Raw genomic sequence first — 24,181 nt, 5'->3', positions numbered from 1 at the left:
TGCCTGCCGACCTAGCATTGTTCATCTCCTCAAAGAGGCGTGAATCAATGAGGTGGATTACAGTTCCGGGTGACTAGAGGGGGCGCCAATAGCTCGCGCAGAACATGATGCGGGAATCGATCATCGGCTAACCTGATGCCATTTCGCGCGCCATCGATCAACGACCGCCCCGTCCGGTTCGCGATTGGCACTGGCCGTTTCTTGTTGGGCAATCCTTTTCGGGAAAGTCGGGGACGTGAGGCAATGGCAGCTATCGCCCACCAAACAAAGCCGTCATGGCGATGATGATCGGCGCGCAACGCAGCGGCGTCACCGTGGCGTTGCACGTCCTCGAAGGTACTGGGATGATCCGTTCCAAGCGCGGACGGGTCATCATTCTCGACCGCGAGAAGCTGGAGGAACTGGCAGGCGACAGCTATGGGCCGGCCGAAGCCGAATATCGCCGGCTGATCGGGTCGTTCGGGGCATCATCGACCGGAGGGCAAGACAGGATCGAACACCGGCTAACCCGCTCTGTCCAGCAGGAAAGCGGAGGTGATACACCTACTGGTGCTCGGCTGACGCGGGATCGCACCGGATAGAACGATCCGCCTCGTCGATCGCACGCAGCAATTCCCCGAAGCAGGGAGTCTCATCGACAGGAAAGGCGCGGTCGAAGCCCGTGCCGAGCAGTTCCAGGTCACGTTCCGTCAGCAGCCCGATTGCAACTATACGATCCCGATGTGTCATCCAAATATCCTGCTGTGCTGTCGTTCAACGCCTCAGCGCTGGTCCGGTGCCTCTCATTACGAGAGCGAAAGCGTTCAAAGTCCTGCGCCTTTCTGGCCGTCTATTCCGGGATAAGGTTGGCGCGCGCTGCGTCACTTGTCCTTTCTGTTAATCTTTTGTGCCTAGGTCCCAGCTTCGCGTGCCGGGGGTTCTACGCGCAAAAACGGCGGGGGGAAAAATGACGGACAGATAGAGGCGCGCGCACTTGCAGAGTTATATTCCTATCGGCCGATTGGCCGTATTGCTCGACAGCCTGAACGAAAAACAGGCCTGGGCCGCCGTCCTCGCCGCGACACTCGCGGTCACGATCGCGGATTATGCCCTGCCGGGAATCGGCTTCGCCCCTCTCTTCATCCCGATCACCTGCGCGGCATGTTGGTGCCTCGGCACACGCGCCGGCTACGCCATCGCCACGGGGGCCGCGGCCCTGGCGGTCGCACCCTATATGGCCGTCTCCGATCACGGACATCCGCTTCTTCTCGCCGCGCAGATCGCGGTGAGACTCGCGACCTTCTGTTTCGTGGCCGCGACGATCGCCGGTTTCAGGCGATTGTTCGATCGCGCGCGTTTTCTGGCAAGCCGGGATCGCATGACGGGCGCTCTCAACCACGAGACCTTCCGGGAACGGGCGCGCGAGACGCTGGATGCCGCTCTGTCCACTCGCCAGACCTTGCTGCTGATGATCCTCGATCTCGACGATTTCAAGACTCTCAACGACCGTCACGGCCATGCCGCCGGCGACGAAGTGCTGCGGGCCTTCGCACGCGAGGCGTGCGACATCATTCGGCGAGAGGACGATTTCGGCCGGATCGGGGGCGACGAATTCGCATTGCTGGTTCCAGTCCACTCCGCTCAAGAAGGCGAAGTCTTCGCCGCCACCCTTCACAAGCGGCTGTCGGCGGTGCTGGCCGGAACGCCCCATCCTGTCACATGCAGCATGGGCGCGCTCGTCATCGCACCCGACGCGCCGCGCGATGAGGCCGAAGTCCTCCATCTGGTCGACGGGCTGATGTATGCGGTCAAACGGGCCGGCAAAAACGCCGTCAGGATCGGGCACGCGACTGTCGAGACAGTCGCCACAGCGCGCGACTATTCCCGCCCCCTTCGGGTCGGCGCAGTATGATGTCGCCAGAAGCCACTTCGTAGCTGCCCAAAAAACATCCTGCCCCCAGCGTGCGAAATCGCGATGGCGGGGCAAAGCAAAAGCATTACGATCCACCATCCTCGCGGAACCGCGCGGGCCTTCGTCTCGACCGTCGCCGGCGCGCCTGCTTGGCGTCTCGAACCCCGGCTTCGGTCCTCCCCACAACACCGCGCGCGACCGTGGGCCGCTCCGCGTCGGGCAATCCCCAATAGTCAAAGTCGCTCGTCAGCAATGCGAGCACGCGCCGCATCTCCGATCGGACCAGCTCGGCCGCTTCGCGCGCGGCAACGCCTTGGTGGGGGGATAGACCCCGTTTTGCGTCGCCAGTTTCATTGCCCGCGCAATCTGATTGACGTTGGTCTCGTCCGGCGACGGGTTGCGCATGAACATCGGCGATCGCACCGTTGGCTGGCGCGAGGGCGAAACTCTGGTGTTCGACGACACTTGGCCGCACGAGGTCTGGAACGGCACGCAGGGCACGCGCGTCGTGCTGCTGACCCAGTTTGAACGGCCGTTGCGTCAGCCCGGCCGCGCAGTCGCCAAGGCATTTCTCGGCTGTATCCGGCGCAGCGGATTCGTTCGCGAGGCCCGCGCGAATCTCGATCACTGGGACGCGGCGTTTCACGAAATCGAGCCGGAGTGAACGCGCTGGCTAATACATTGGTCGCGACACCCTCCTACCTCTCGTTCATCACGCGATTGGCCTGTAAGGGACGTGCATGTCCGACCCGCACCAATCATCGCCGATCCTGCGCCGCGCCGCAGGCAATGCAGGCAGGTTGCTAGGCGGCAAGGCGAGTGCCGGAGTGATGCAGCTCGGCACGTTCGCAATTGCCGCGCGCGCATTGGGTGCCACCGAGTTCGGCGTCTTCTCGGTGCTGATCGCGCAGGTGATGCTATTCGCTGGACTCGCAAGCTTCGAATCCAGTCAAGCGGTGATCCGCTACGGTGTGCCGCACCTCCAAAGCGGCGACACGGCGGCGGCGCAAGCGCTATTCAAGGCCGGAACCTTGCTCGATCTCGGCGCGGCGGCGGCGCTGGCAATGGTGATGACCGCACCGCTGTTCGCGCGCTGGCTCGGCTGGGACGCGCGGCTGATGCACCTGGCACAGGCCGCCGCGCCGCTGACCTTCGCCGGCGCGATCGGCACCAGCAAGGGCATGCTGCGGCTGTTCGACCGCTATGACCTGCTGAGCTGGCATTCGATCGTGACGCCGCTCGCCCGCCTCATGTTCATCGGCGCGGCGGCGCTCGCCGGCCTGTCGCTGGGCTGGTATCTTGCCGCCTGGGTGATCGCGGGGTGGCTCGGCACACTCGCGGCTGCGGCGCTGGCTTGGCGTGAGGCGCACCGCCGCAGGCTTTTACGCGGACTCGATCGCTCCGTGCGCGGGCTCGGCCGCGCCCAACCCGGCATGTGGCGGTTTGCGCTGTTCGCCAATCTCACCGGCTCGATCGGGTTGGTGCCGAGCCATCTGGCGACGGTGATCGTCGCCGCCGTGCTCGGCGAAGGGGCAGCCGGCGCCTATCGGATCGGCCGCGAGGTTGCGACCGGGCTGCTCAAGCCAATCGATCTGGTCGATCAGGCGATCTATCCCGACCTCGCCCGGCTGGTGCATGCCCGTGCATGGCGACGGCTCGTCCACACGGCGGTTCGCGGGGGCGCCGGGGCGGTGATGATCTTCGCCGGTATGACGGTGCTGATCGCACTGGCCGGGCCATGGTTGCTTGACCGCATCTTCGGCCCGGCCTTCGCCGCGGCAGCGCCGTTGCTCGTCGCGATCGGCGTCGCCACCACCGTGCGCGCCATTGCCTTCGCCGCCGAACCGATCGTCTATGCCTTCGGTCGTCCCGAAATCTCGTTCCTGGTCTCGGCGCTGGCTGGCGCGCTGTTCGTGAGCGTCCTGTTCTGGCGATTGCCGCGCGACGGCCTGGGCGGCGCAGGCTGGGCGTTCATCGTGATGGACGGCACAATCGCGTGCCTGTCGGCCCTAGCAGCTGCCAAAATGGTGCACGGCGCCGCGCGCAGCAGGAAAACCCTAGTCGGAGACATGGAATGAACGCCACGATTCGCAAGTTCGGCTATCCCGCAACGCTGATCCGTGCATGGCCCCACTGGCTTGTGCTCCTGCGTCCTGCCCAGCCGACGCTCGGGAGCCTAGTGCTCGCCGCCACCGCCGACGCGACCGCGTTCGGCGACCTACCCGGTGCAGCCTTTACCGAACTCGCCGAGGCGACGGCCGCCATCGAGCGCGCGCTCGGCGCGGCGATCGGTTACGAGCGGCTCAATTATCTCATGCTGATGATGGTCGATCCGCATGTCCATTTTCACGTGCTGCCGCGCTACGCCGGGACGCGGCAATTGGCCGGATTGGAGATCGCCGATCCCGGCTGGCCGGGCGTGCCCAAGATGGACGAGGCGGTCACGCTCGATCAGGACCAGCTCACCGCCCTGATCGATGCACTCAAGGCGGCGTTCGCGGCAGCGTAAAATTGGATTGTTCCGGCCTTGCTCCCGGCACCGGTCCGGCGCACGAACGGTTGCTCAGCCTGTGCCGGCGCTGGCGGCAGTCCGTCCGGACCAGCTTTCCGCCAGCGCTTTGGCTGGCGCAAGGTCAGCGGGATAGTCAACCTCGGCGCTCGGCATCCCGTCGATAAAGACGGGGGCGACGCGAATCTGGCCGGCCAGCGTGTCGATCACGCTCAGATACCAGTTCTCCAAACCCGACGGCACTGTCATCGCATTCTCCACAGCCTGCCGGAAATGCGCCGTGCCTTGGTGCCGGAGGGACAGCAACCCGATCGACTCGGCATCGATCTGGCCCGCCGGCAGTCGCTTGCCGACTGCCGCGATGCGATCGCCGTCGAGCCGCACCTTCATGTCGTCGGCGTCATAGGCCAGTTTGCGGGTAACGGTGATGTTAATCGGGGCGTCTCCTTCCAAGAGCAGCTTGCGGACGATCTCGGGCGATACCAGCGTGTCGCCGTTGAGCACCAGGAAGTCGCGGTCCATGAAATCACGGGCAAGCCACAGCGAAGCGAGATTGTCCGCCACCCCATAGAAAGGGTTATAGAGAATATAGACCCCCTGTTGGCCGGCGACGCTACGCGCCACCCGCTTGGCGTTGAAGCCGGCAACGACGATGATGTCGGTCACCCCGCTCCCCCGAAGCGCGGCGATCTGCCAATCGAGCAGCGATCGGCCGGCAAATTCGAGCAGACATTTGGGGCGGTCGCGAGTGAGATCGCCCAAGCGGGAGCCTCGCCCCGCGCTCAGTACGATGGCGCGCATCCCGATGTCAGACGAGGAGTGCTCAAGCTGAAATGGCATGTCCAAATGTCCCATGGTCGAGGGGAGGCGCGGCGGCAATTCGGTCGGCCGTACGCAGCGCCATCGCGGCGATGGTCAGCGTCGGATTGGCCCAACCCGAGGTCGGGAAGGTCGATGAGCCGACGACATAGAGATTGGCGATGCCATGCACGCGTCCCTGGGCATCAGTGACCCCGTGCCGCGGATCGTTCGCCATCCGTGTAGTACCGATGTGGTGGAAACCGCCGATCGGGTGCGCTGATACGAGCGTGTCGAACCGCCAGTGCTGGTCGGGATCATCGAGCCACGCGGCGCGCTCGACGCGTCCGAGCCCAAGTTGCGGTAGCTCCTCACCAAGCGCGTGGATCAGGGCCGCAACACTGCTCTTGTCGAGCGCGGTCATCCGCCAGTCGAGAACCGGCTGCGGCATACCAAATGCGTCACGCCCCTCGCCCAGTGTAACACGGCTGTTGGGATTGGGCGCCTGTTCGGCGCGGACGAGGAGCGCGATCTCGACTCGGCTGAGTTTGTGGAGCAACCAAGGTCGTAGCGGATCAATATGGCGCTGCGCCCAACCAGCGGCCTTCTTGGTGCCCATCCAAAGCGTGCGTCCGGCACGGGTCGGCGCCATGTCGTGTTTTAGGCCTCCATAGACCCGCATACCCCAGAATTGCGTGGCATCGGCCGGCTGGCGCGCGACAATGGTAAGCGAGCTGTTGAGGATAGCATCCCGCCGCTGCCGGCCCGGGGCCGGCGCGAGTAACGCCGCCACATCCCGTCCGGCGATGCGATGTCGCTTGCCGAACAGACGCAGCAGCGTCCAGGGATCGCCATCAATGATACGACCGCCGCGGGCGTGAGGATGCTCCATGAAATAGCGCCCGACCTGATCATGGCGGTTGCCGAGCCCCGTCGGCACCACCGACCGCGAGGCAAGCAGCAGGCGCGCATTTTCAATTCCACCGCAGGCAAGAACGGTAACACGCGGCCGCACCGTCAGCCTCGCACCGGCGGCTGTGCGCGCGGTCAGTGAGATAACGCGCCGACCATCACAATCCGCATTGATCGAGGTGACCGTCGCGTGCATCACGATGGTGCAGCGCGGATGCCGCCGCAGGTCAGCGCAGGCGTCATAGGTAAAACGGTTGAACCGCGCGTCAAATGTCCAGAAGCGGGGCCGCACGGTATTTGGCGCGAAGGGAGGCATTGCGAGACCCGCGCGGGCGAAGTCGGCTTCGTCGGGCGGCGCCTCAGGCAGGCCGAATAAGGAACGCGCCTGGCCATAATAGGCGCGCAGCTCGTCATAGGCGATCGGCCAACCCGATCCCGGCACCCAGTCTCGCCGCTCAAGATCGATCGGGTCCAACTCCGCGCAGCGCCCGCCCCAGATCGCCGTCGTGCCCCCAAAGAAACGCAGCCGCGCCTGATCGAGCGGGTAATAGGGCATGCCCACCGATTGGCCTTGGTTGAGCGCTGCGGCGGCCGCTTCGTAATCGGTGCCGCCGCTTTCCAGCAGCAGCACCTCACGGCCTGCGGCAAGCAGGCGACGGGTCAGCACGATACCGGCGACGCCTGCGCCGATCACCGCTACATCGCTTGTCAAGTCCTGCGGCGCACCGATCGCATCGAGATCGATCCGCATCACGCGTCCGGGTTGTTCGAAAGGTCGCGGGCGATCGCCACGATCTGACTAGCCGGCATGGCGGCCGTCAACACGTAAATATTGCCCCGTTGCGCCCAATAGGCGACATCGGCATCGCCGACCCGGTCGAGCGCCGGCTCGGGTCGGACGGCTTTGGAGACGGTGCTGTCCGCCGGCATGCGCACCGCAAAAAGAGACAACCGCGTGCCATCCCGGCTAGCGATCATGACCTGAAGACTCGGCCCATAATCAGACGGGAAGATCTGGGCGTCGATAATTCGCGAGCCGGCAGGCAGCTGCGGGATAGCGATGCGCGTGGCAGCGCGTACATCGCGCGGATCGAACGCCGGCGTTTCGATCTGGGACTGCATTCGCTCGCGCACGAGCGCGACGCGGTGGGACATCAATGCCTCGGCTATGTACGGCTTCGGCGAAGCGTTTGCGGGCGTGCCGAACCGAAGATGCGGCCCGCCAAGCACCAGCAGCATCGGCACCGCGACTGCTATGAGCGCCATTGCGAAGAACTGCGACATCCGGGCACGGGAAAAGCGGGCATCCAACCGCCGATCGAGCCGTCTCGCCATATCGCCAGCCTGACTGGGGGACGAGTGGCTGTCGCAGTCTTCCAGCACCCGCAGCGACGCGTTGGCGCCGAGATCAGCGAGCACTCGCCGCGCCGCCTCCTGGTCATTCATCAGGTGAAGTAGCACCCGCACCTGCTCCGCCTGGCTGAGCTGTCCATCGACAAATGCCTGAAGATCGGCCTCGGTGATATCGCAACGCTTCATACCGCCTCCGAATTGACCACGCGCAATCGTGGGATCCCGGCCGGATCACGCAGCCGGGCGCGCGCCCGCGCGATGCGTGACATCAGCGTGCCGATCGGAATGCCCAGCGCTTCGGCTGCCTCGCGGTAGCGCAACCCTTCGACCACCACGAGATGGAGCGCCGCACGTTGATCGTCGGGCAGCGCGTTGAAAATTTGTTGGATTTGCTGAAGATAGAGCGCTACCTCCTGATTGGGTGGGCTTGCCGCGTCACCGGTTTCGATCTCGGCCAGTGCCTTCGTTCGAACCACCGCCTTGCGGCGATCGCTGATGAAGCGGTTGTGCAGAATGGCGAACAGCCACCCGCGGAGCGAACGGCTGCGATCGAACGTGTGGCTACCGGCGAGCGCCGCCACCAGCGTGTCCTGGACGAGTTCTTCCGCCACATTCTCGTCGCGCGTCAGCAAGCGCGCATAGCGATACAGCGACGGCAGGTGTCGCGCGACGTTGAACGGCTGCTTTTTTCTCACAACACTATCTACGCGAGAGAGGCAGGATTATTCCGAGTTCGGGCAGGTCCCGTTGGTGGTCTTCGCGCCGCGCTTCAGCGAAATATTGCCTCCGCCCGGGCGCTCCAGGTGTTCGACCCTGACTCTGATCGTGCAACGCGCCGTTTCCTTAGCGCTGACTGCCGCCTTTCCGGCATCCTTCGATCGTCTCGCGGTTGTCGCGCGCCAGATTGGTGCCTTGACGATCGCCTCCCAACTCGGTTGTGACACGCTGCGCATGAGATGCTGACCGTCATTGCCAAGGATATGGTCGAGGCAACCCGCAGCCGTCATCGGTGTCACTTAGCGCTAACGGCACCGTGCCATTCACTGCTGACATCCAATTTACTCGTTTCCTGGGCAATACAAAACTTTTGATTTTCGGATCACGCACGTCGTCCGGAATCGATTAAGCGGTGTAGGGTCGGGGCGACCGCTCCTGACAGGAAGCCTGATCCGTGCTAAAGGTGCTCTATGGCTGAGGAACGATTCATGTTCGCATCGGACGACGATCTGCGCTTCTACGAAGAGCGCGCGCGCCAGGAGAAAGCGGCGGCAGAAGCCGCGAAGAGTCCAGAGGCCGCCTCGGCGCACCGCCTGCTTGCGCTCGAATATGAAGCGCACGCCTGCGACCTGCGCCAGCAGCACGCCGCGCGAAAGATCGAACAGCCGGCAGGCCACGCCCGATGAAGATGAGCACTATTCCTACGCTGTCCATGAGCTGATACTCGGGGAGTGCGAGGAGCCGCGTTTCCTCATGGTGGGCAAGCGGTGGCGAGAAGAAGTTCATCTTCGCACGTTTCCGAAGGACTCTGATGAATTCTAGGTCTCGACAGCGAGCAGTTCGCGCCGACGGCGCGTGGCTGCGCAGGATTCAGAGTTGCTTCATCGCACGAGTGCTACGCCTATCCTGAAACGGGTCATGCGGCGGTTATAGTCGAGCAGATTTTCGCCGTAACCGATGAAGCTCTGGCCAAAGAGATAGAAGTCCGGCCCCCCGCCGAGCAGCCGAGGGAGCGGATAGGAGACGTCCGCGCTGACCGCACCCTTGCCGCTTCCGAAATTGAACCGGGTGGAGGTGGAGAGGCGTAGGCCAGCAGCCTCTCCGACCTCCATGAAGAGTCCGGTATTGCCGCGATAGCGGCGGATGTCGGGATTGCCGGACTTGTCGCCGACGAAGAAGGACAGGCGAGGTGCGAGCGAGAGACGGTAGCCCCCGCCCAGTGGAATGGCCGCCATCGGTGCAACATAGATGCTGTTAACGTTACGTGACGCATCGCCGTCCCGTCCGTTCGATTCGTGCCGGATGCCGGCCTGTGCGCTCAGCGAAACACCGCTGGAAAGCGTGGTCGAGGGCGTGAGGTAGAAGAGCTCGGGCTGATAGTCGATGTTGCGGAAGGGCGAGGACTCGGCGCCCAGATCCCAGAACATGCGCTGCGTGTAGGCGAAATGCAGACCGTCGCGCCACGAACGCGGCAGGCCTTCGGCTCGTCGGCTTCCGAACAGCTGATATTTGAAGCTGAGCTGGATGCGGGCCTCACTGTCGGTGCCGGGTCCGTACACCGCATAAATGGGCTCATAGGCGGAGAGATTCGCAAGGAACGCGTTACCCGCGGTCCGATCGGAGAGTGGCGCCGCCGCTTTAGGCACCGCATCGTCCTGCTCCTGCGGTTTCGTTTGCGCCTCGGCGAGTTGGGGAGCCTGAGCTGTGGGTCGGAAGGCAAGGGCGGTCTGCCCCGTGCTCCAGGCCGGGATGGAAAGTACGGCGCCATCCAGAGGCTCGCCGTCGGGTGCGCTGAGATAATAGCGCGCGCGCTGAAATCCGCCGGCCGGAATGGTCAGATCGGTGGGCAGTTCGGCGGCCCGCTCCAGCCAGACGGTTCGCGCCTCTCCCGCACGCTCGACCCGGGCCTGGATCCGGTCGGGCAGGGGAAATGTCTGCGGCTCGCTGCCCTCGTTCAGCAGGCGTAGATCGACCAGAATCGCGCCCGCCTTGTCCTGTTCGCCGGCATCGCGGATAAGAACTTCCACGGACGGAGCGGCATGCGCGGCCGGCGCGAAGGCGAAAACGCCAGCTGCCAGGGCCCACAAGAGAAATGACACCGTCATGCGGGCCGATACCGAGAGCTGTCGACGCGCGCGCGCCGTCGACGAGGCCGGATGGGCGAGGACAAGATCCCGAAGCCCTGATGAACGCCAATATTGCCGGGTATTCCAGCTACAAGGCCAGCAGCGAATGGTCATGACGCGCTATGTCTCGCCGCGAGGATCATCGCACCACCTCCTCGGTGCCGACCTCGACGACACCGCCTCCCAGTGAGCGATAGAGCACCACCAGATTGCTCGCCCGTGTCAGTCTGGTGGCGACCAGCTGCTGCTCGGCGGCGTAGGCGACCCGTTGCGCATCCAGCGTGGTCAGGAAAGAGTCCACGCCGGCGCGGAACCGTGCCTCCGAGAGGCGGGCCGCCGTCTCCGCGGCGCTGGCACGCGCGGTCTGCGCCTCGATCTGTTCCCCGATCCTGCCGCGTTGGGCGAGCGCATCAGCCACCTCGCGGAACGCAATCTGGATCGTGCGCTCATACGAGGCGACGGCGACGTCGCGCGACGCGCGGGCATAGTCCAGATTGCCCCGCCGACGGCCACCGTCAAACAGCGGCAGCGAGATGCCGGGTGCGCCGGTATAGGTGAAGCTGCCGTCCGAGAAGAGACCCGACAGGGCCGTGCTGATCGTTCCGACCGTGCCGGTCAGCGAAATCGTCGGAAAGAAAGCGGCACGGGCGGCTCCGATATTCGCGTTCTGCGCGATCAGCTGATGCTCGGCCTGCAGCACGTCCGGACGCCTGAGCAGCACGTTGGACGACAGGCCGGACGGCAGCGCATCGAGCGTGACCGGCGCTTCGCCCAGGCCGCCCGGCAGCTCATCGGCCGTAACCGTGGTGCCGACCAGCAGGTTCAGGGCGTTCTGGTCCTGCGCGACGCGCGTTTCCAGCGTCGCGATGTCGTTGCGCGCGGCCTGGAAGTTCGTCTCGGCCTGGCGCACCTCCAGCTCGGAACCGACGCCGATCCGGAACTGCGCGGTGGTGAGGTCAAGCGTCTGCCGGAAGGTGGCGAGGGTTTGGCGCGCAACCCGCAACTGGTCCTGGTCGGCCGCCATCGTCAGCCAGGCATTCGCGATCTCGGCGATCAGGCTGATCCGCGTCGAACGTTGCGCTTCCTGGCTGGCGAACACCTGCTCCTGCGCGGCGCGCGCGAGATTGCGCACACGCCCGAACAGATCGAGTTCGAAGTTGGAGAAGCCGGCGTTGAGCGAATAATATTCGAGGTCCGACCCGCCGGTGCCCACGCCGGCCCCGGTTCCAACGCCGGTTCCACCCGCGCCCGTACCGGTGTCCGTTCCTGTGCCTGTACCTGCGTCCGTGCCACTACCCGTGCCGCCGGTGACTGCACCTGAACCGCCCGAGGACGCTCCTGCGGCCCCGACCGCATTGTTGGTGTAGGTGGCGGAGCCGGTCACGCCTATCGTCGGCACTAGGCTCCCGTGCTGCACCCGCAACTGTGCCCGCGCCTGCAGGACGTTTGCCGCCGCGATGCGCAGGTCGCGGTTGTTGGCGAGGCCCATCTCGATCACCTGCCGGAGGCGGGGCTCGAGGAAGAAATCGCGCCAGCCCACCCGCGTGATGTCGGGGGCATCGGTCGGTGCCGCCGGGTAGACGCCGCCTTGGGGCAGCGTTGCCGGCGCCGCGCCGAGCGGGCGGACATAGTTGGGCGCAAGATTACAGCCCGCAAGCATCGTCGCGCCTGCCAGGCAGGCGATCAGCGACCTATTCATCACATCAGGCTCCCTGCGGCGCAAGGCCGCCATCGGAGGATTTGTTGCCGCCCTCGGGCTCGACATCCTGGTTCAGCCGCGGCCGGTCCGGGTCGTCCTGGCCGTGGTTGAACAGGCGTGCGACCACCACGAAGAACATCGGCACGAAGAAGATGGCGAGTACGGTGGCCGACAGCATCCCCCCGACCACGGCCCGGCCGATCGCATTCTGACCGCCGGCGCCCGCTCCCGTTGAGATCGCAAGCGGCATCACGCCGAAGATGAAGGCGAGACTAGTCATCAGAATGGGCCGGAGGCGAAGCCGTGCCGCCTCGACCGCGGCATCGAAGGCGTTCATGCCCGCCAGCACACGTTCTTCGGCGAACTCGACGATCAGGATGGCGTTCTTCGCCGACACGCCGATCGTCGTGATGAGGCCGACCTGCAAATAGATGTCGTTGTTCAGCCCTGTCAGTGCCGCAGCCAGCACTGCACCGAGCACGCCGAGCGGCACCACCAGCAACACCGCTATGGGAACCGACCAGCTTTCGTACAGCGCGGCAAGGCACAGGAACACGATCAACAGCGACAGGCCGTAAAGCGCCGGTGCCTGACCGCCGGACAATCGTTCCTCGTACGACAGGCCCGTCCATTCCAGGCTGGTGCCCGGCGGCAGCTTCGCCTGCATCTCCTGCATCGCTTCCATCGCCGACCCCGTGCTGAGCCCCGGTCCGGGAGCGCCCTGCAGTTCCATCGCCGGACGGCCGTTGTAACGCGTCAGAATGACCGGAGCCTGCTTCCAGGACAGGGTGGAAAAGGCGCTGAACGGCGCCATCTGGCCATCCGCCCCGCGAACGTAGAAGTCTTCGATGTCCTCGGGCGACGAACGATATTGCTCGTCAGCCTGCAGATAGACGCGTTTGGTCCGCCCGCGATCCAGGAAGTCATTGACATAGGCTCCGCCCCAGGCGGTCGAGATGGCGGAATTGATCTGGCTGATGTTCAGCCCCAGCGCGCCCGCCTTGTCCTGATCGATATCGACGTCAAGCTGGGGTGCGTCGGGAAGGCTGAGCGGTCGCACTTGGGCAACGCGCTTGTCGCCCGCCGCCATTCCGAGCAACTGGTTGCGCGCGGCGAGCAGCTTGTCGTGACCGATTCCCGCCGTGTCGACCAGCCACAGGTCGAAACCGGTCGCGTTGCCGAGTTCCTGCACGGCCGGCGGCACGACCGCGTAGATGCTGGCGTCGTGATATTGCGAGAACGCCCCCATGGCGCGGGCGGCGAGCGCCGATGCCCGGTTCTCGGCGCCGTCCCGCTCGTCCCAGTCCTTGAGCTTGATGAACGCCATGCCGGCGTTCTGGCCCTGGCCCGCGAAGGAAAAGCCGCTGATGGTGAACACTGCCGAGACGTTTTCCTTTTCATCGTTCAGAAAATGATCGCGCACGACGTCCAGCGCCTTCTGCGTGCGCGGCAGGGTCGCGCCTGCCGGCGCCTGCACCAGCGCGATCATCGCACCCTGGTCCTCTTCGGGCAGGAAACCGCTCGGCAGGCGCCAGAAGGTGAACGCCATGACGGCGACGATCAGCACGTAAAGCAGTCCGGAACGCTTCCACCTACGCGCCGTGCGCTTGACACCGCGCTCGTACTTCCCGGTTCCGCGGTCGAACTTGTCGTTGAACCAGCGGAAGAAGCGCGCGAACGGCCCGTTGCCCTCCTGCTGCTTGGGATCGTGCGGCTTGAGGATCGTGGCGCACAGCGCCGGCGTCAGGATCAGCGCGACCATCACCGATAGCACCATCGACGAAACGATCGTGACCGAGAACTGGCGATAGATGACGCCGGTCGATCCGCCGAAGAACGCCATCGGCAGGAACACCGCCGACAGCACCAGGCCGATGCCGATCAGCGCGCCGCTGATCTCGTCCATCGACTTGCGCGCCGCTTCCTTGGGCGTGAGATGCTCGGTCTGGATCAGGCGTTCGACGTTCTCGACCACGACGATGGCGTCGTCGACCAGCAGGCCGATGGCGAGCACCATGCCGAACAGCGTCAGCGTGTTGATCGAATAGCCCAGCGCCGACATCACGCCGAACGCGCCGAGCAGCACCACGGGCACCGCGATGGTCGGGATCAGCGTCGCGCGCCAGTTCTGCAGGAACAGGAACATGACGAGGAAGACGAGCACCACCGCCTCGACCAGCGTGTGGATGACCTGCTCGACCGACAGGCGGACGAAAGGCGTGGAATCGTAGGGGTAAGCGACCTTCACGTCAGGCGGGAAACCCTTGGCGATCCGCTCGATCTCCGACTTGACCTCGCCGACCGTATCGAGTGCGTTGGCGCCTGTCGCAAGGCGCACGCCGAAGCCGGACGCGGGGTGCCCGTTATATTGCGTGTCGAAGCCGTAGATTTCGGCACCCTTTTCGACGCGCGCGACGTCGCGAAGACGCACCACCGCACCGTTCTGCGTCGACCGCAGGCGAATCGCCCCGAACTGTTCCGGCGTCTGGAGGCGCGATTGGACGGAAACAGTGGCGTTGAGCTCCTGCTCCTTCGACGAAGGAAGCTGGCCGATCTGTCCGGCCGAGATCTGCGCGTTCTGCCCCTGGATCGCGGTCACCACGTCCTCGATGGCGAGATTGTAGCTGCGCAGCTTGAGCGGATCGACCCATATGCGCATCGCATATTGCGTGCCGAACACCTGCAGTTCGCCGACGCCGGTGATGCGGCTGACCGGCTCCTGCACCTGGCTGACCAGATAGTCGGACAAGTCGTTGGCGTTGTGACTGTTGTCCTCGGAATAAAGCGCGGCGACCATCAGGAAGCTGGCCGCCGACTTGGCGACGACGACGCCTTGGCGCTGCACTTCCTGCGGCAGCAGCGGGGTGGCGGCCTGCAGTTTGTTCTGGACCTGCACCTGCGCGATGTCGGGATTGGTCCCCTGCTCGAAGGTGAGCGTGATGGTCGCGCGGCCCGCCGACGAGGTCTGCGCGGAGAAATAGCGCAGATGATCGATGCCGCGCAGCTGCTGCTCGATGATCTGCGTTGTCGTGCGCTCCAGCGTCTCGGCATCGGCGCCCGGATAGACGGCGGTGATGGTCACCGTCGGCGGCGCGATGGCCGGGAACTGTGAAATCGGCAGGCTGCGGATCGCAAGCGCGCCGAACAGCATCAGCACGATGGCGATCACCCAGGCGAAGATCGGGCGATCGATGAAATAGCGGGACATAGAAGCTTACTTCGCCTGCTGTTGGGTCGGGGCAGGCTGGCCAGCTTGCCGGCCACCCTCTCGGAGCGGAACGGCCTTGACCGGCGTTCCCGGCCGCAGGTTTTCCGCGCCTTCCACCACCACCTTGTCGCCGGCGCGCACCCCGCCTGTGACCAGCCAGTCCTGACCAACGGTGCGCGGTGCGCTCAGCTGGCGAGCCTGGAGCTTGCCGTCCGGCCCCACGACCAGCGCCGTCGGGTTACCGCGCTCGTCCCGTGACACGGCACGGATCGGCACCAGCAGGCCGTTGGACTTGGTGCCTTCGACCAGCTCGGCGCGCACGTACATGCCGGGAAGCAGCAGGCTGCGCTTGTTCGGGAACACTGCGCGAATAACCTGGCTACCCGTGGTCGGATCGACGCTGACGTCCGTGAACTTCAGCACGCCCTCGGCAGGATAGGTGCTGCCGTTCTCCAGCTTCAGCCTGACCCGGGCCGCGCCGCCGTCGCGCGACAGCTCGCCGGACAGGATCTGCTGGCGCAGGTTCAGCACCTCGGCGCTGGACTGCTGGATGTCGACATAGATCGGATCGAGGCGCTGGATCGTCGTCAGGGCTTCCGATTGCCCGGCGGTGACCAGCGCCCCCACGGTGTAGGTGGACCGGCCGATTTGGCCGGTGATCGGGGCGCGGATCGTGGTACGCTTCAGATCGATTTCGGCGTTGCGGAGCGCCGCCTGCTGCGCGGCGACATCGGCCTGCGCCTGTTGCGCGGAGGTCTGGGCATTTTCCGCCTCTTGACGCGAAATAGCGTTGATCTTGACGAGTTCGCCATATCGTCGCGCAAGCGCCTCGGTGGAGGCGATCGCCGCGCTCGCCCGGGCGAGCGCGGCACGCGCGCTGGCGACCTGCGCCTCGTAAGGCGTCGAATCGATGCGGTAGAGCGGCTGTCCCGCACGCACCAGATCGCCCTCCTGGAAGAAGCGCTTCTCGATCAGTCCGCTGACCTGGGGGCGCACCTCCGATGTCTCATAGGCGCTCGTCCGGCCCGGCAGTTCGCTGCTGAGCGTGACGGGCTGCTCCGTGGCGGTGATGAAGGACACCTGCGGAGGACCGGCCGGTGCGGACGCCTGCTGTTGCGATCCGTCGCACCCGGCAAGGATCAGCGCCAGCCCGATCGCCGGGATAATCTTCTGCATACCCACCTTGGTCCGTTTCTAGATTGAAGGAACTATGTGCTCGCGCTCGATCTTCACGCCGCCGACATGCATCCCCACCTGCCTTGATATAGCCTTGCCCCTATCGGGCTTTCAGCGTATGAGTGAATAGTCACTCACAATGTCGCCTCTAAAAGAACACGGCGGGCTTCGCAACTGCAAAAAAGGAAGTCTGATGCACCCGGCGAAAACCTCCCGGCCGCCAGGCGAACGGGCCCGTTTGCGACGGAACCATCTGCTCGAAATCGCCCGGAATCTGTTCATCGAACAGGGATTCCATCAGACCGGCATCGCGCAGATCGCGACCGCGTCGGGGATCGCGGTCGGCCAGATGTATCGGGATTTCGAGAGCAAGGAAGCGATCATCGCCGCCATCTGCGAGGCCGACGTGGAAGCATGGCTGGAGGAAAAGGCCCTGGCGGATGCGGTGGCCGCGCGGGATCTTCCCGCGATCCGCGGCTGGCTGGAGCGATTTGGTACGCGGAATCAGCCGGAAGACCGATGCCGACTGGTCGCCGAAATCATCGCGGAGGCCGGCCGGAATCCGCGCGTGGCCGATATCTATCGCGGGGTGGATGCCCGTGTCCGCCAGAGCTTGTCGGCCGCTCTGGCGGCCCTTTCTCCTGAGGGGATATCGGCGAAACACGTAGCCGTGGTCGCCGAGTATATTCTGACTTTCGGTGCGGGCGGGATATGCCGCCGGATTACTCATCCACAACAATGTGCCGAACAGATCGATCGTTTCGTCGATGCAGCTATCTTCAACGATCTTGAGCACCTGTTGCAGGAGGCCAGTATCAGCTCGGCGCCAGAAAGAGCATCAACGGCAACTCAAGCGCCGTAGGATGGCAGACCAAAGAAAACGTTAGGAGCTTATCCAGTGGACAGCAGCCTCGAAAAGCAACGCAGGCTACATTTCGATCTTACCAATGTCGGTCTTCGTGCGCAGGCTACGGCAGCCGGCCTCGTGCGGCTCTGCATTGAGTTGCGCGACGCCAATGTCCTGACCGACGACGCGCTGGAGCGTATCAAGGGCGCGATCGCGGATGACGTCGCCCTGACGGCTCCGCGTGGCATCCCCGCCCGCGACTACCGGTACGAAATCAAGGATCGACTGGATCTGCTCTTTACCGGTACCCGGGAAGTCGGTTCGGCAGAGGCGCTTGCTTTCGGAACAGAGCCCGACCGTTGATGTCGGCCACAGAATGAATGTGCGGAAACAATATTCGGCCTGCGGGCCATCGGCTGGCAGGGTGCCGATCAACCGAGCGCACCACCATTCGCGCAGGAGCCGGGCTCCACCATCCCGATCGGGTGAGGGGCGATGTGCGGATGGACGATGTGCGGAATACGCGCGTTCTCGATGGCCCCCGCATGGTGGCCAGCCTGCAGCAGCTAATCCCCGGGACGACCGCCGCCAAGCGCCGGCGGCCCCGCTGTCACCGCTCCAGCGATCTGGCCGGCCTATCCCGCCGCCGATGTTCGTCGGCGAGCGCGACCCGCTGCATGACGTCGGTCAGCGGCATGGACCCTGCGCCGCCGGCTTATGGCGCCGCCTTCACTGGAAACATCTCGCTGGAGAATCGATTTGACCAGAACTGCTCCCGCGCACCCGATCGCGCGCCGCGTCTATGCCGCTCTCCTTCTGCTCGTCGGGTTCGTTCTCATCGGCGGCGGGGGGTATCTGCTGTCGCTGGGGGGATCTGCCTATTACCTGCTCGCCGGCCTCGCGACCTTCGGCAGCGGCGTGCTGGTATGGATCGGCGACCGGCGCGGTTTGTGGCTTTATGCCGTCATGCTCGCGGCGACGGTCGCCTGGTCGATCTGGGAGGCCGGCTTCGATGGCTGGGCGCTGGTGCCCCGGCTTGTCGCGCCATTCGTACTTGGTCTCGGCTTTCTCCTGCCCTGGGTACGCCACGGCCTTGCGGTGCCGCATGCCCCGCGCCAGGCGCGCCTTGTCGGCTGGCCCGCATTCGGGGTGAGCCTGATGGCAGCCGTGGTCGTAGGGGCGGCGGCTCACGCCATCGGGCCTCACGACTACCCCGATCCCTTGTATGAAGCGGGCGTCGCAAATGGGGCGCCGCACACGGCCGGCCGGGCGACCACGGCGCCGGCCATCGCACTGGTTGGAGACTGGCTCAACTATGGCAACGACGTGGGCGGCTCGCGGTTCAGCGGACTGGACCAGCTGACGCCCGAGACGGTCGGCAAGTTGCAGGTCGCTTGGCAGGTACATACCGGCCCCGCCCCCAAGGGCGCGAAGGGCAGCCTGGAGGTGACTCCGCTCAAGGTCGGCGATTCCGTCTACGTCTGCACCGGTTATAACGACGTGATCTCGCTCGATGCTGAAACCGGACATGTGAACTGGCGCTTCCGGTCGGGCAACGACCTCACCGGACGCCCCTCTGCCGCCTGTCGGGGCGTCGCCTTCTATCAGGTGCCGGATGCGAGCGGGTTGTGCGCGCAGCGGATCATCACCAACACGATCGACGCCCGGCTGATCGCGCTGGATGCGGCGAGCGGACGTCCTTGCCCAGATTTCGGCACCAACGGCCAGACCGACCTCACCACCGGCATGGGCAAGGTGCAGAAGGGCTATTACTACGTCAGTTCCGCTCCTACGGTCGTGCGCGGCAAGATCGTCCTCGGCGGCTGGGTGTCGGATGGGCAATATTGGGGTGAGCCCTCGGGGGTGATCCGCGCCTATGACGCCACCACCGGCCAGTTCGCCTGGGCGTTCGACATGGGGCGGCCGAACGATCATGGGCAACCGGCCCCCGGCGAGACCTACACCCATTCCACGCCCAACAGCTGGGCGCCGATGAGCGCCGATCCCGAACTCGGCCTCGTCTATGCGCCGACCGGCAACGCGACGCCCGATTATTACGGCGCCCAGCGCCGCGCGTTCGACGATCGGTATTCGAGCTCGGTGGTGGCGCTCGACGCCGATACGGGCACAGTGCGCTGGTCCTTCCAGACCTCGCACCACGACCTGTGGGACTATGACATTGCCTCCCAGCCCACCCTGGTCGACATCCCCACCGCCGGCGGCGTCCAGCGCGCGCTGGTGCAGCCGACCAAGCGCGGCGAAATCTTCCTGCTGGACCGGACGAACGGCCGGCCGCTCGCCACCGTCGATGAAAAGCCGGTCCCGCAGGCGGGGAAAGCCCCAGGCGAGCGGCTGTCGCCGACGCAGCCCTTCTCCGTGGGCATGCCGTCGTTTCGCGGGCCTCGCTGGCGGGAACGCGACATGTGGGGCGTGACTCCGCTCGACCAGCTGTGGTGTCGCATCAAGTTCAAGGAAGCGCGGTACGAGGGAACGATGACGCCGCCGGGTCTCACGCCCAATATCTCCTACCCTGGTTATCTCGGCGGCGTGGACTGGGGCGGCGTGTCGATCGACCGGGACCGCGACCTGCTGATCGTCAATTCCAACCGGGTCGGCAATTACGACAAGCTGATCCCACGCGCGCAGGCCGATGCGATGGGCATCGAACCCGTTCACGAAGGCGGCAAGGGCGATGTCGGCGGCGCCGTCGCCCAGGCGAACACGCCGTTCGCCGCGGACATCAGGCCGTTCCTGTCGCCGCTCGGCACCCCCTGCAACGAACCGCCCTATGGCCTTATCACCGCAGTCGACCTGCGTACCCACAAGGTCGTGTGGTCGCACCCGCTGGGCACCGCGCGTGATAGCGGACCGTTCGGCATTCCCTCCATGCTGCCGATCGGGATGGGCGTGCCCAACGCGGGCGGATCGATCACCACCCGTGGCGGATTGATCTTTATCGCCGCGACGCAGGAACGCACCTTCCGCGCCTTCGACGTGCGCACGGGCAAGCAGGTGTGGAGCGCCCGTTTGCCCGCAGGCGGGCAGGCGACGCCGATGACCTATTGGTCGAACCGGTCTGGGCGACAGTTCGTGCTGATCGCCACCGGCGGCAACGCGTCGCTCAGGTCGAAACTTGGCGACATGCTGGTCGCCTATGCCCTGCCTGAATAGGAGCAAATTTTCTCGTCTCCCGCAGCCAAAAGGAGATTTTTATGCGTGCTATTCTACTTCCCTTGCTGATCGCCTGTACCGCGGCCCCCGTTCTTGCCGCTCCGCCGCAGGACGGGCATTCGCGAAGCATGCCGATGCAGCCGGGCTCCCGGGAGCGCCCGGACAACTGGAATCACGACGGGGCCCCCCAACCGCCCCGCATGTGGAAAGGGCACGGCGACTGGGCAGAGCACTACAAGGCCTGCAAGAAGCACTACCGGTCCTACAACTACCGCACCGATACCTATATGAGCCGGGGAAAGCGTATGCGCTGCCAGCTCTGAGAAAGAGGTGGCGCACCTGGCTTCGTTTGGGATCAGGGCGGGGAGGATCTGGGTTCTATCTGGGTCCGCCATTATCATCATAGGACCGCGTACATCAACGAGTGGCGGCCTACGGCTGACGGACAAGTGACGCCTGATGTTGCTGACGTGATCAGGGGAAGCTGCGGCGCATCTCCTGCCGATTAATTGCGTTCGGCCACGTGGATTGCCGATGGCCCTTGGCAGTACGGCAATTGGATCGCGCTCGATCGTCGGACTGTGCGAAACAACAATCTGCTTCAATGCGACGGATCAAAAAGCCGGTTGGGGCGGATACTGGCGCACTGCCTCCATGCGTCCCCAACTGGAACGGAGGACAACTATCCGCTTCCGACACGTGTACCCTGCCGGTCAGGAGTCGGCCAGCCTTGCTCAGTGGAAGCGGCGACGCATGACGGCGAAGTGGCGGGCGCCCCGCAGCGTTGCTTCTTACGGGCCTGTTTTGACCCTGACTCACCAGAAAAGACCTAAATGGGTGCCGTGATGCTTCAGGGCACGGGCTCCGATGTCGGCAAGTCAGTGCTCGTCGCGGGCCTTTGCCGCGCCATCGCCAATCGCGGGCTCACGGTCCGGCCCTTCAAGCCGCAAAATATGTCCAACAACGCGGCGGTGACAGCCGATGGCGGCGAGATCGGTCGCGCGCAGGCTACCCAGGCGGCCGCGTGCCGTGTCGAGCCGACCGTGGACATGAACCCCGTGCTGCTCAAGCCGCAGGCGGATCGGACCTCTCAACTCGTCGTCCACGGCAAGGTGCGGGGGACGCTCGCTACGGGCAATTTCCGCGAAGTGCGCGCCACTCTGCTCGACGATGTGCTGGCGAGTTATCGGCGGCTGCGCGCGCAATGCGATATCGTTGTGGTCGAAGGTGCCGGATCGCCTGCCGAGACCAACCTACGCGCCGGCGACATCGCCAATATGGGTTTCGCCCGTGCGGCGGCCGTGCCGGTCGTGCTCGTCGGCGACATTGATCGGGGAGGCGTGATCGCGGCGATCGTCGGCACGCGCGCGGTGATCGATCCTGAAGACGCGGCGATGATCCAAGGATTCCTCATAAACAAGTTTCGCGGTGATCCCGCGCTGTTCGAGGACGGCTATCGCGATATCGAGCGTCTTTCGGGCTGGCCCGGCTTCGGGGTGGTGCCGTGGCTCGCCGAGTGCGCGCGGCTGCCGAGCGAAGATGCGGTCGTGCTCGAAAAGCGGCAAGCGCTCGCCTCAGGGCGATTGCTGGTCGCCTGCCCCATCATACCGCGCATCTCCAATTTCGACGATCTCGATCCGCTCAAGCTCGAACCGGGCATGGAACTGGCAATGATTCCACCGGGTCAGCCGATCCCGGCCGAGGCTGCTTTGATCGTGCTGCCCGGTTCCAAGGCGACGATCGCGGACCTCGCCGCGATCCGGCGCGAAGGATGGGACATCGATATCCTCGCGCACCACCGTCGCGGCGGCGCAGTGCTGGGCCTGTGCGGCGGCTATCAGATGCTCGGCAGGCGTATCGCGGACCCGGAGGGTATTGAGGGGGAGCAGGCCGACGTGGCGGGCCTTGGGCTGCTCGATGTTGAAACCGTGCTCGCTGGCGACAAGACGTTGCGGCGGGTCTCGGGCGAGGCGCTGGGGGCACGCTGCGCAGGCTATGAGATGCATATCGGCATGACGTTCGGCCCCGATACGGCGCGCCCGCTCGTGCAGCTCGACGACGGCCGCAGCGATGGCGCGGTAAGCGCAGACGGCATGGTCTCGGGCACCTATCTTCATGGGCTGCTGGCCGGTGCCGGGCAACGGGCAGCATGGATCGCGCGGCTCGGCGGCAATGGCGCGGGCGTCGATTATCACGCCTCGGTCGATGCCGCGCTCGATGGCCTTGCCGCTGAACTCGAACAGCATATCGATATTAATGCGATCCTCGCCCTTTCGGCCAAAGCAGACCGAGGCCAATAGCAGTATGGCTTCGTTTAAACGCTCTCCGTCCGATCGCCGGCAACTGCCATAGGCCTATAAGGCACCCCGATCCGCGTTTCGGCGGTCCCGCGCCGGCGCATCATCGCGGCGATATGGCGCTCGGCCGCCGCGCGATCGGTGAAGGCGTGGCGCTGGGCCTGGCCGTCCGCCCCGATCCGGCCCCAACGGGTTTCGACGACGATCATGCCGAACAGGTCGAAGCTCGCGGCGATCCTGTAGCGGCGGCGGACGTTGCGCACCAGGTCGAGTGCCACCAGCTCGATCGGATCGGGCAGAGAAGAGTTCGCGCCGAACATGGCACGGAGCCTACAAAATCAGCCCCTCGAAGTCCGACGACTTATCTGAATCAATGGAGCGTCGATGATTCAACCACTGAATCAGTCAGCGTGAGATCGGGGTCGGACATCGCCAGATATGCCCTCATAGCCTGCTCGATCGCCGGCCAGCGCGCCAGCGAATGCGCAGGATGCGCCATTTGCTCCAAGGTAATGGTGCCGCCAGTCGACACCACCACGCGCCAGAAACACAGCGCGCGCGGTATCCACATCCTGGGCAGGGAGGAGGGCGCGATCGCCATCCAGCCATGCTCATCGGGCTCGGTGAACTCGGTGGAATCGATACTGCCGAACATCCAGTCGTCCCGTTCGGCCTGGGGCGGGGCATCCGCCCGCGCTTCGGCGCGCAGCATTCGGTCGAGCAAGGCTAGCAGAGCGTCGCGATCCAGCACGGGTGAGCCGTCCATTTTATTCCCCCACCGCCTTCACCTCGATCGTGCAGCGCACCGGCTTCTTCGCCTTGGCCAGCTTCTGACACGCTTCGAGCGTATCCCTGTTAGCGGTGACGATCTTGTTGCCGGCGACGATCCCGTCCCAGCTCGCCGGCGCGGCGCTGCGCATCAACCGCTGTCCCGCGTCCCACGGCGACGCCGCGTCCAGCACCCGTGTCGCCGCCGCCTCGGGCCATCCCCAGCTATCCGGGGTCGCGCGGATGATCGGACCGCCCAGCACCGCGTAGATCAGCAAGCCGGCGATCATGCCGCCAAAGCCGACGCCATAGAGCCAGCGGTCCTGCACGTCGCGCGCGCGCCAAGACCGGGCCATGCCCTGTAAATCGCGGATCGCGCTGCTCATGTCGCTGCGAGTGGTGTGGATCAGACCGCGAAGCTCGCCAGTCGCATCGGCGACGGAGGCGTTTAAACGCTGTCCCATATTTTCAGGCGTAAGCGTCATCGCGGGCCTTTTGCTCAAGCCGTCGATCTGGTGGACCATCGCCACCAATATCTTCTCGGTGCGCTCCAGCGTCGGCTCGTAATCGGGAATGTCGATCGACTCTCGCGCGCTCGTCAGCCCCTCGATAGCATGGCGCAATAGCGACACCTCGCCCCGCAACTGCTCGAACGCCGCTTGCGGATCGTCGCCGGCCTCGTCGCGATATTCATCCTCGTCCATCATCC

The 24,181-nt window shown here is 65.0% G+C and carries 23 protein-coding genes and 1 pseudogene; 11 read left to right on the top strand and 13 right to left on the bottom strand.

The window, feature by feature from the left end; all coding sequences use genetic code 11:
• Nucleotides 1-269: 269 nt before the first annotated feature.
• A pseudogene (locus L3X40_RS15285) lies at nucleotides 270-581 on the top strand (helix-turn-helix domain-containing protein); the annotation flags it as partial.
• Here L3X40_RS15285 and L3X40_RS15280 read toward each other — a convergent pair.
• Nucleotides 544-729: a hypothetical protein gene (locus L3X40_RS15280; protein WP_237366362.1), complete on the bottom strand. Its 186-nt coding sequence runs from the start codon at nucleotides 727-729 to the stop codon at nucleotides 544-546. The pseudogene L3X40_RS15285 and the gene L3X40_RS15280 overlap by 38 nt on opposite strands.
• Nucleotides 730-973: 244 nt before the next feature.
• On the opposite strand from L3X40_RS15280, the gene L3X40_RS15275 reads away from it, so the two are divergent.
• The 4 genes from L3X40_RS15275 to L3X40_RS15260 all read left to right on the top strand — a co-directional run bounded on the left by L3X40_RS15275 (nucleotide 974) and on the right by L3X40_RS15260 (nucleotide 4,400).
• Complete coding sequence (locus L3X40_RS15275) at nucleotides 974-1,891, top strand: GGDEF domain-containing protein (RefSeq protein ID WP_237366361.1); 918 nt, start codon at nucleotides 974-976, stop codon at nucleotides 1,889-1,891.
• 370 nt (nucleotides 1,892-2,261) lie between these two features.
• Nucleotides 2,262-2,555: an aspartyl/asparaginyl beta-hydroxylase domain-containing protein gene (locus L3X40_RS15270; protein ID WP_445177198.1), complete on the top strand. Its 294-nt coding sequence runs from the start codon at nucleotides 2,262-2,264 to the stop codon at nucleotides 2,553-2,555.
• Nucleotides 2,556-2,631: 76 nt separating this feature from the next.
• Nucleotides 2,632-3,969, top strand: a complete 1,338-nt coding sequence (locus L3X40_RS15265) for a lipopolysaccharide biosynthesis protein (protein WP_237366359.1) — start codon at nucleotides 2,632-2,634, stop codon at nucleotides 3,967-3,969.
• Nucleotides 3,966-4,400 (top strand): HIT family protein, encoded by a 435-nt coding sequence (locus L3X40_RS15260; RefSeq protein WP_237366358.1) that lies wholly within the window; start codon nucleotides 3,966-3,968, stop codon nucleotides 4,398-4,400. Before L3X40_RS15265 ends, L3X40_RS15260 begins: the two co-directional genes overlap by 4 nt.
• 54 nt (nucleotides 4,401-4,454) lie before the next feature.
• On the opposite strand, the gene L3X40_RS15255 is transcribed toward L3X40_RS15260, so the two are convergent.
• The 5 genes from L3X40_RS15255 to L3X40_RS15235 are packed head-to-tail and all read right to left on the bottom strand — an operon-like array spanning nucleotide 4,455 to nucleotide 8,470.
• Entirely contained in the window at nucleotides 4,455-5,201 is a 747-nt protein-coding gene (locus L3X40_RS15255; protein ID WP_237366365.1) for a phosphocholine cytidylyltransferase family protein, read from the bottom strand.
• Nucleotides 5,202-5,223: 22 nt separating this feature from the next.
• Nucleotides 5,224-6,861, bottom strand: a complete 1,638-nt coding sequence (locus tag L3X40_RS15250; protein ID WP_237366357.1) for an FAD-dependent oxidoreductase — start codon at nucleotides 6,859-6,861, stop codon at nucleotides 5,224-5,226.
• Nucleotides 6,861-7,649, bottom strand: a complete 789-nt coding sequence (locus L3X40_RS15245) for an anti-sigma factor family protein (protein ID WP_237366356.1) — start codon at nucleotides 7,647-7,649, stop codon at nucleotides 6,861-6,863. The genes L3X40_RS15250 and L3X40_RS15245 overlap by 1 nt, the downstream gene beginning before the upstream one ends.
• Complete coding sequence (locus L3X40_RS15240; protein WP_237366355.1) at nucleotides 7,646-8,158, bottom strand: sigma-70 family RNA polymerase sigma factor; 513 nt, start codon at nucleotides 8,156-8,158, stop codon at nucleotides 7,646-7,648. Before L3X40_RS15240 ends, L3X40_RS15245 begins: the two co-directional genes overlap by 4 nt.
• Before the next feature lie 27 nt (nucleotides 8,159-8,185).
• Nucleotides 8,186-8,470: a hypothetical protein gene (locus L3X40_RS15235; protein ID WP_237366354.1), complete on the bottom strand. Its 285-nt coding sequence runs from the start codon at nucleotides 8,468-8,470 to the stop codon at nucleotides 8,186-8,188.
• Between the two features lie 198 nt (nucleotides 8,471-8,668).
• Here L3X40_RS15235 and L3X40_RS15230 point away from each other — a divergent pair, with 198 nt between their 5' ends.
• Complete coding sequence (locus L3X40_RS15230; protein ID WP_237366353.1) at nucleotides 8,669-8,866, top strand: hypothetical protein; 198 nt, start codon at nucleotides 8,669-8,671, stop codon at nucleotides 8,864-8,866.
• A gap of 195 nt (nucleotides 8,867-9,061) precedes the next feature.
• On the opposite strand, the gene L3X40_RS15225 is transcribed toward L3X40_RS15230, so the two are convergent.
• The 4 genes from L3X40_RS15225 to L3X40_RS15210 all read right to left on the bottom strand — a co-directional run bounded on the left by L3X40_RS15225 (nucleotide 9,062) and on the right by L3X40_RS15210 (nucleotide 16,389).
• Nucleotides 9,062-10,207: a phospholipase A gene (locus L3X40_RS15225; RefSeq protein ID WP_338331147.1), complete on the bottom strand. Its 1,146-nt coding sequence runs from the start codon at nucleotides 10,205-10,207 to the stop codon at nucleotides 9,062-9,064.
• 238 nt (nucleotides 10,208-10,445) lie between these two features.
• On the bottom strand, nucleotides 10,446-12,005 hold the full coding sequence (locus L3X40_RS15220; RefSeq protein WP_237366351.1) for an efflux transporter outer membrane subunit: 1,560 nt from the start codon (nucleotides 12,003-12,005) through the stop codon (nucleotides 10,446-10,448).
• A gap of 4 nt (nucleotides 12,006-12,009) precedes the next feature.
• The gene (locus tag L3X40_RS15215; protein WP_237366350.1) at nucleotides 12,010-15,213 is read right to left on the bottom strand and encodes an efflux RND transporter permease subunit; all 3,204 of its coding nucleotides are present in this window, start codon (nucleotides 15,211-15,213) and stop codon (nucleotides 12,010-12,012) included.
• 6 nt (nucleotides 15,214-15,219) lie between these two features.
• Complete coding sequence (locus L3X40_RS15210; RefSeq protein ID WP_237366349.1) at nucleotides 15,220-16,389, bottom strand: efflux RND transporter periplasmic adaptor subunit; 1,170 nt, start codon at nucleotides 16,387-16,389, stop codon at nucleotides 15,220-15,222.
• A gap of 193 nt (nucleotides 16,390-16,582) precedes the next feature.
• Between L3X40_RS15210 and L3X40_RS15205 the strand changes: the two genes are divergently transcribed.
• From L3X40_RS15205 to L3X40_RS15185, 5 genes are all read left to right on the top strand, one after another.
• Nucleotides 16,583-17,251: a TetR/AcrR family transcriptional regulator gene (locus tag L3X40_RS15205; protein ID WP_237366348.1), complete on the top strand. Its 669-nt coding sequence runs from the start codon at nucleotides 16,583-16,585 to the stop codon at nucleotides 17,249-17,251.
• A gap of 36 nt (nucleotides 17,252-17,287) precedes the next feature.
• Nucleotides 17,288-17,599, top strand: a complete 312-nt coding sequence (locus L3X40_RS15200) for a hypothetical protein (protein ID WP_237366347.1) — start codon at nucleotides 17,288-17,290, stop codon at nucleotides 17,597-17,599.
• Nucleotides 17,600-17,995: 396 nt separating this feature from the next.
• On the top strand, nucleotides 17,996-20,407 hold the full coding sequence (locus L3X40_RS15195; protein WP_237366346.1) for a membrane-bound PQQ-dependent dehydrogenase, glucose/quinate/shikimate family: 2,412 nt from the start codon (nucleotides 17,996-17,998) through the stop codon (nucleotides 20,405-20,407).
• 41 nt (nucleotides 20,408-20,448) lie between these two features.
• A complete protein-coding gene (locus L3X40_RS15190) occupies nucleotides 20,449-20,730 on the top strand; it encodes a BA14K family protein (protein ID WP_237366345.1) in 282 nt (93 codons plus the stop codon).
• Nucleotides 20,731-21,240: 510 nt separating this feature from the next.
• The gene (locus L3X40_RS15185; protein WP_237366344.1) at nucleotides 21,241-22,707 is read left to right on the top strand and encodes a cobyric acid synthase; all 1,467 of its coding nucleotides are present in this window, start codon (nucleotides 21,241-21,243) and stop codon (nucleotides 22,705-22,707) included.
• 14 nt (nucleotides 22,708-22,721) lie between these two features.
• Here L3X40_RS15185 and L3X40_RS15180 read toward each other — a convergent pair whose 3' ends face one another.
• From L3X40_RS15180 to L3X40_RS15170, 3 genes are read right to left on the bottom strand one after another with little or no spacing between them, the layout of a single operon-like run.
• Nucleotides 22,722-23,024, bottom strand: coding sequence for a WGR domain-containing protein (locus L3X40_RS15180; protein ID WP_237366343.1), 303 nt, complete (start codon nucleotides 23,022-23,024; stop codon nucleotides 22,722-22,724).
• A 50-nt stretch (nucleotides 23,025-23,074) separates the two neighbouring features.
• Nucleotides 23,075-23,470: a hypothetical protein gene (locus L3X40_RS15175; RefSeq protein ID WP_237366342.1), complete on the bottom strand. Its 396-nt coding sequence runs from the start codon at nucleotides 23,468-23,470 to the stop codon at nucleotides 23,075-23,077.
• A gap of 1 nt (nucleotide 23,471) precedes the next feature.
• A complete protein-coding gene (locus L3X40_RS15170; RefSeq protein ID WP_237366341.1) occupies nucleotides 23,472-24,179 on the bottom strand; it encodes a DUF6118 family protein in 708 nt (235 codons plus the stop codon).
• Between the last annotated feature and the right edge of the window lie 2 nt (nucleotides 24,180-24,181).

This window comes from Rhizorhapis sp. SPR117, from assembly GCF_021742065.1.
Note: the sequence above shows the minus strand (reverse complement) of the source record. Positions and strands in the feature narration are given on the sequence as shown.

Coding starts and splice junctions, on each gene's coding strand:
- L3X40_RS15265 (WP_237366359.1), top strand. CDS start 2,632: ATGTCCGACCCGCACCAATCATCGCCGATCCTGCGCCGCGCCGCAGGC.
- L3X40_RS15260 (WP_237366358.1), top strand. CDS start 3,966: ATGAACGCCACGATTCGCAAGTTCGGCTATCCCGCAACGCTGATCCGT.
- L3X40_RS15245 (WP_237366356.1), bottom strand. CDS start 7,649: ATGAAGCGTTGCGATATCACCGAGGCCGATCTTCAGGCATTTGTCGAT.
- L3X40_RS15250 (WP_237366357.1), bottom strand. CDS start 6,861: ATGCGGATCGATCTCGATGCGATCGGTGCGCCGCAGGACTTGACAAGC.
- L3X40_RS15170 (WP_237366341.1), bottom strand. CDS start 24,179: ATGATGGACGAGGATGAATATCGCGACGAGGCCGGCGACGATCCGCAA.
- L3X40_RS15230 (WP_237366353.1), top strand. CDS start 8,669: ATGTTCGCATCGGACGACGATCTGCGCTTCTACGAAGAGCGCGCGCGC.
- L3X40_RS15220 (WP_237366351.1), bottom strand. CDS start 12,005: ATGAATAGGTCGCTGATCGCCTGCCTGGCAGGCGCGACGATGCTTGCG.
- L3X40_RS15235 (WP_237366354.1), bottom strand. CDS start 8,470: ATGACGGCTGCGGGTTGCCTCGACCATATCCTTGGCAATGACGGTCAG.
- L3X40_RS15255 (WP_237366365.1), bottom strand. CDS start 5,201: ATGCGCGCCATCGTACTGAGCGCGGGGCGAGGCTCCCGCTTGGGCGAT.
- L3X40_RS15280 (WP_237366362.1), bottom strand. CDS start 729: ATGACACATCGGGATCGTATAGTTGCAATCGGGCTGCTGACGGAACGT.
- L3X40_RS15215 (WP_237366350.1), bottom strand. CDS start 15,213: ATGTCCCGCTATTTCATCGATCGCCCGATCTTCGCCTGGGTGATCGCC.
- L3X40_RS15190 (WP_237366345.1), top strand. CDS start 20,449: ATGCGTGCTATTCTACTTCCCTTGCTGATCGCCTGTACCGCGGCCCCC.
- L3X40_RS15210 (WP_237366349.1), bottom strand. CDS start 16,389: ATGCAGAAGATTATCCCGGCGATCGGGCTGGCGCTGATCCTTGCCGGG.
- L3X40_RS15185 (WP_237366344.1), top strand. CDS start 21,241: ATGGGTGCCGTGATGCTTCAGGGCACGGGCTCCGATGTCGGCAAGTCA.
- L3X40_RS15175 (WP_237366342.1), bottom strand. CDS start 23,470: ATGGACGGCTCACCCGTGCTGGATCGCGACGCTCTGCTAGCCTTGCTC.
- L3X40_RS15205 (WP_237366348.1), top strand. CDS start 16,583: ATGCACCCGGCGAAAACCTCCCGGCCGCCAGGCGAACGGGCCCGTTTG.
- L3X40_RS15180 (WP_237366343.1), bottom strand. CDS start 23,024: ATGTTCGGCGCGAACTCTTCTCTGCCCGATCCGATCGAGCTGGTGGCA.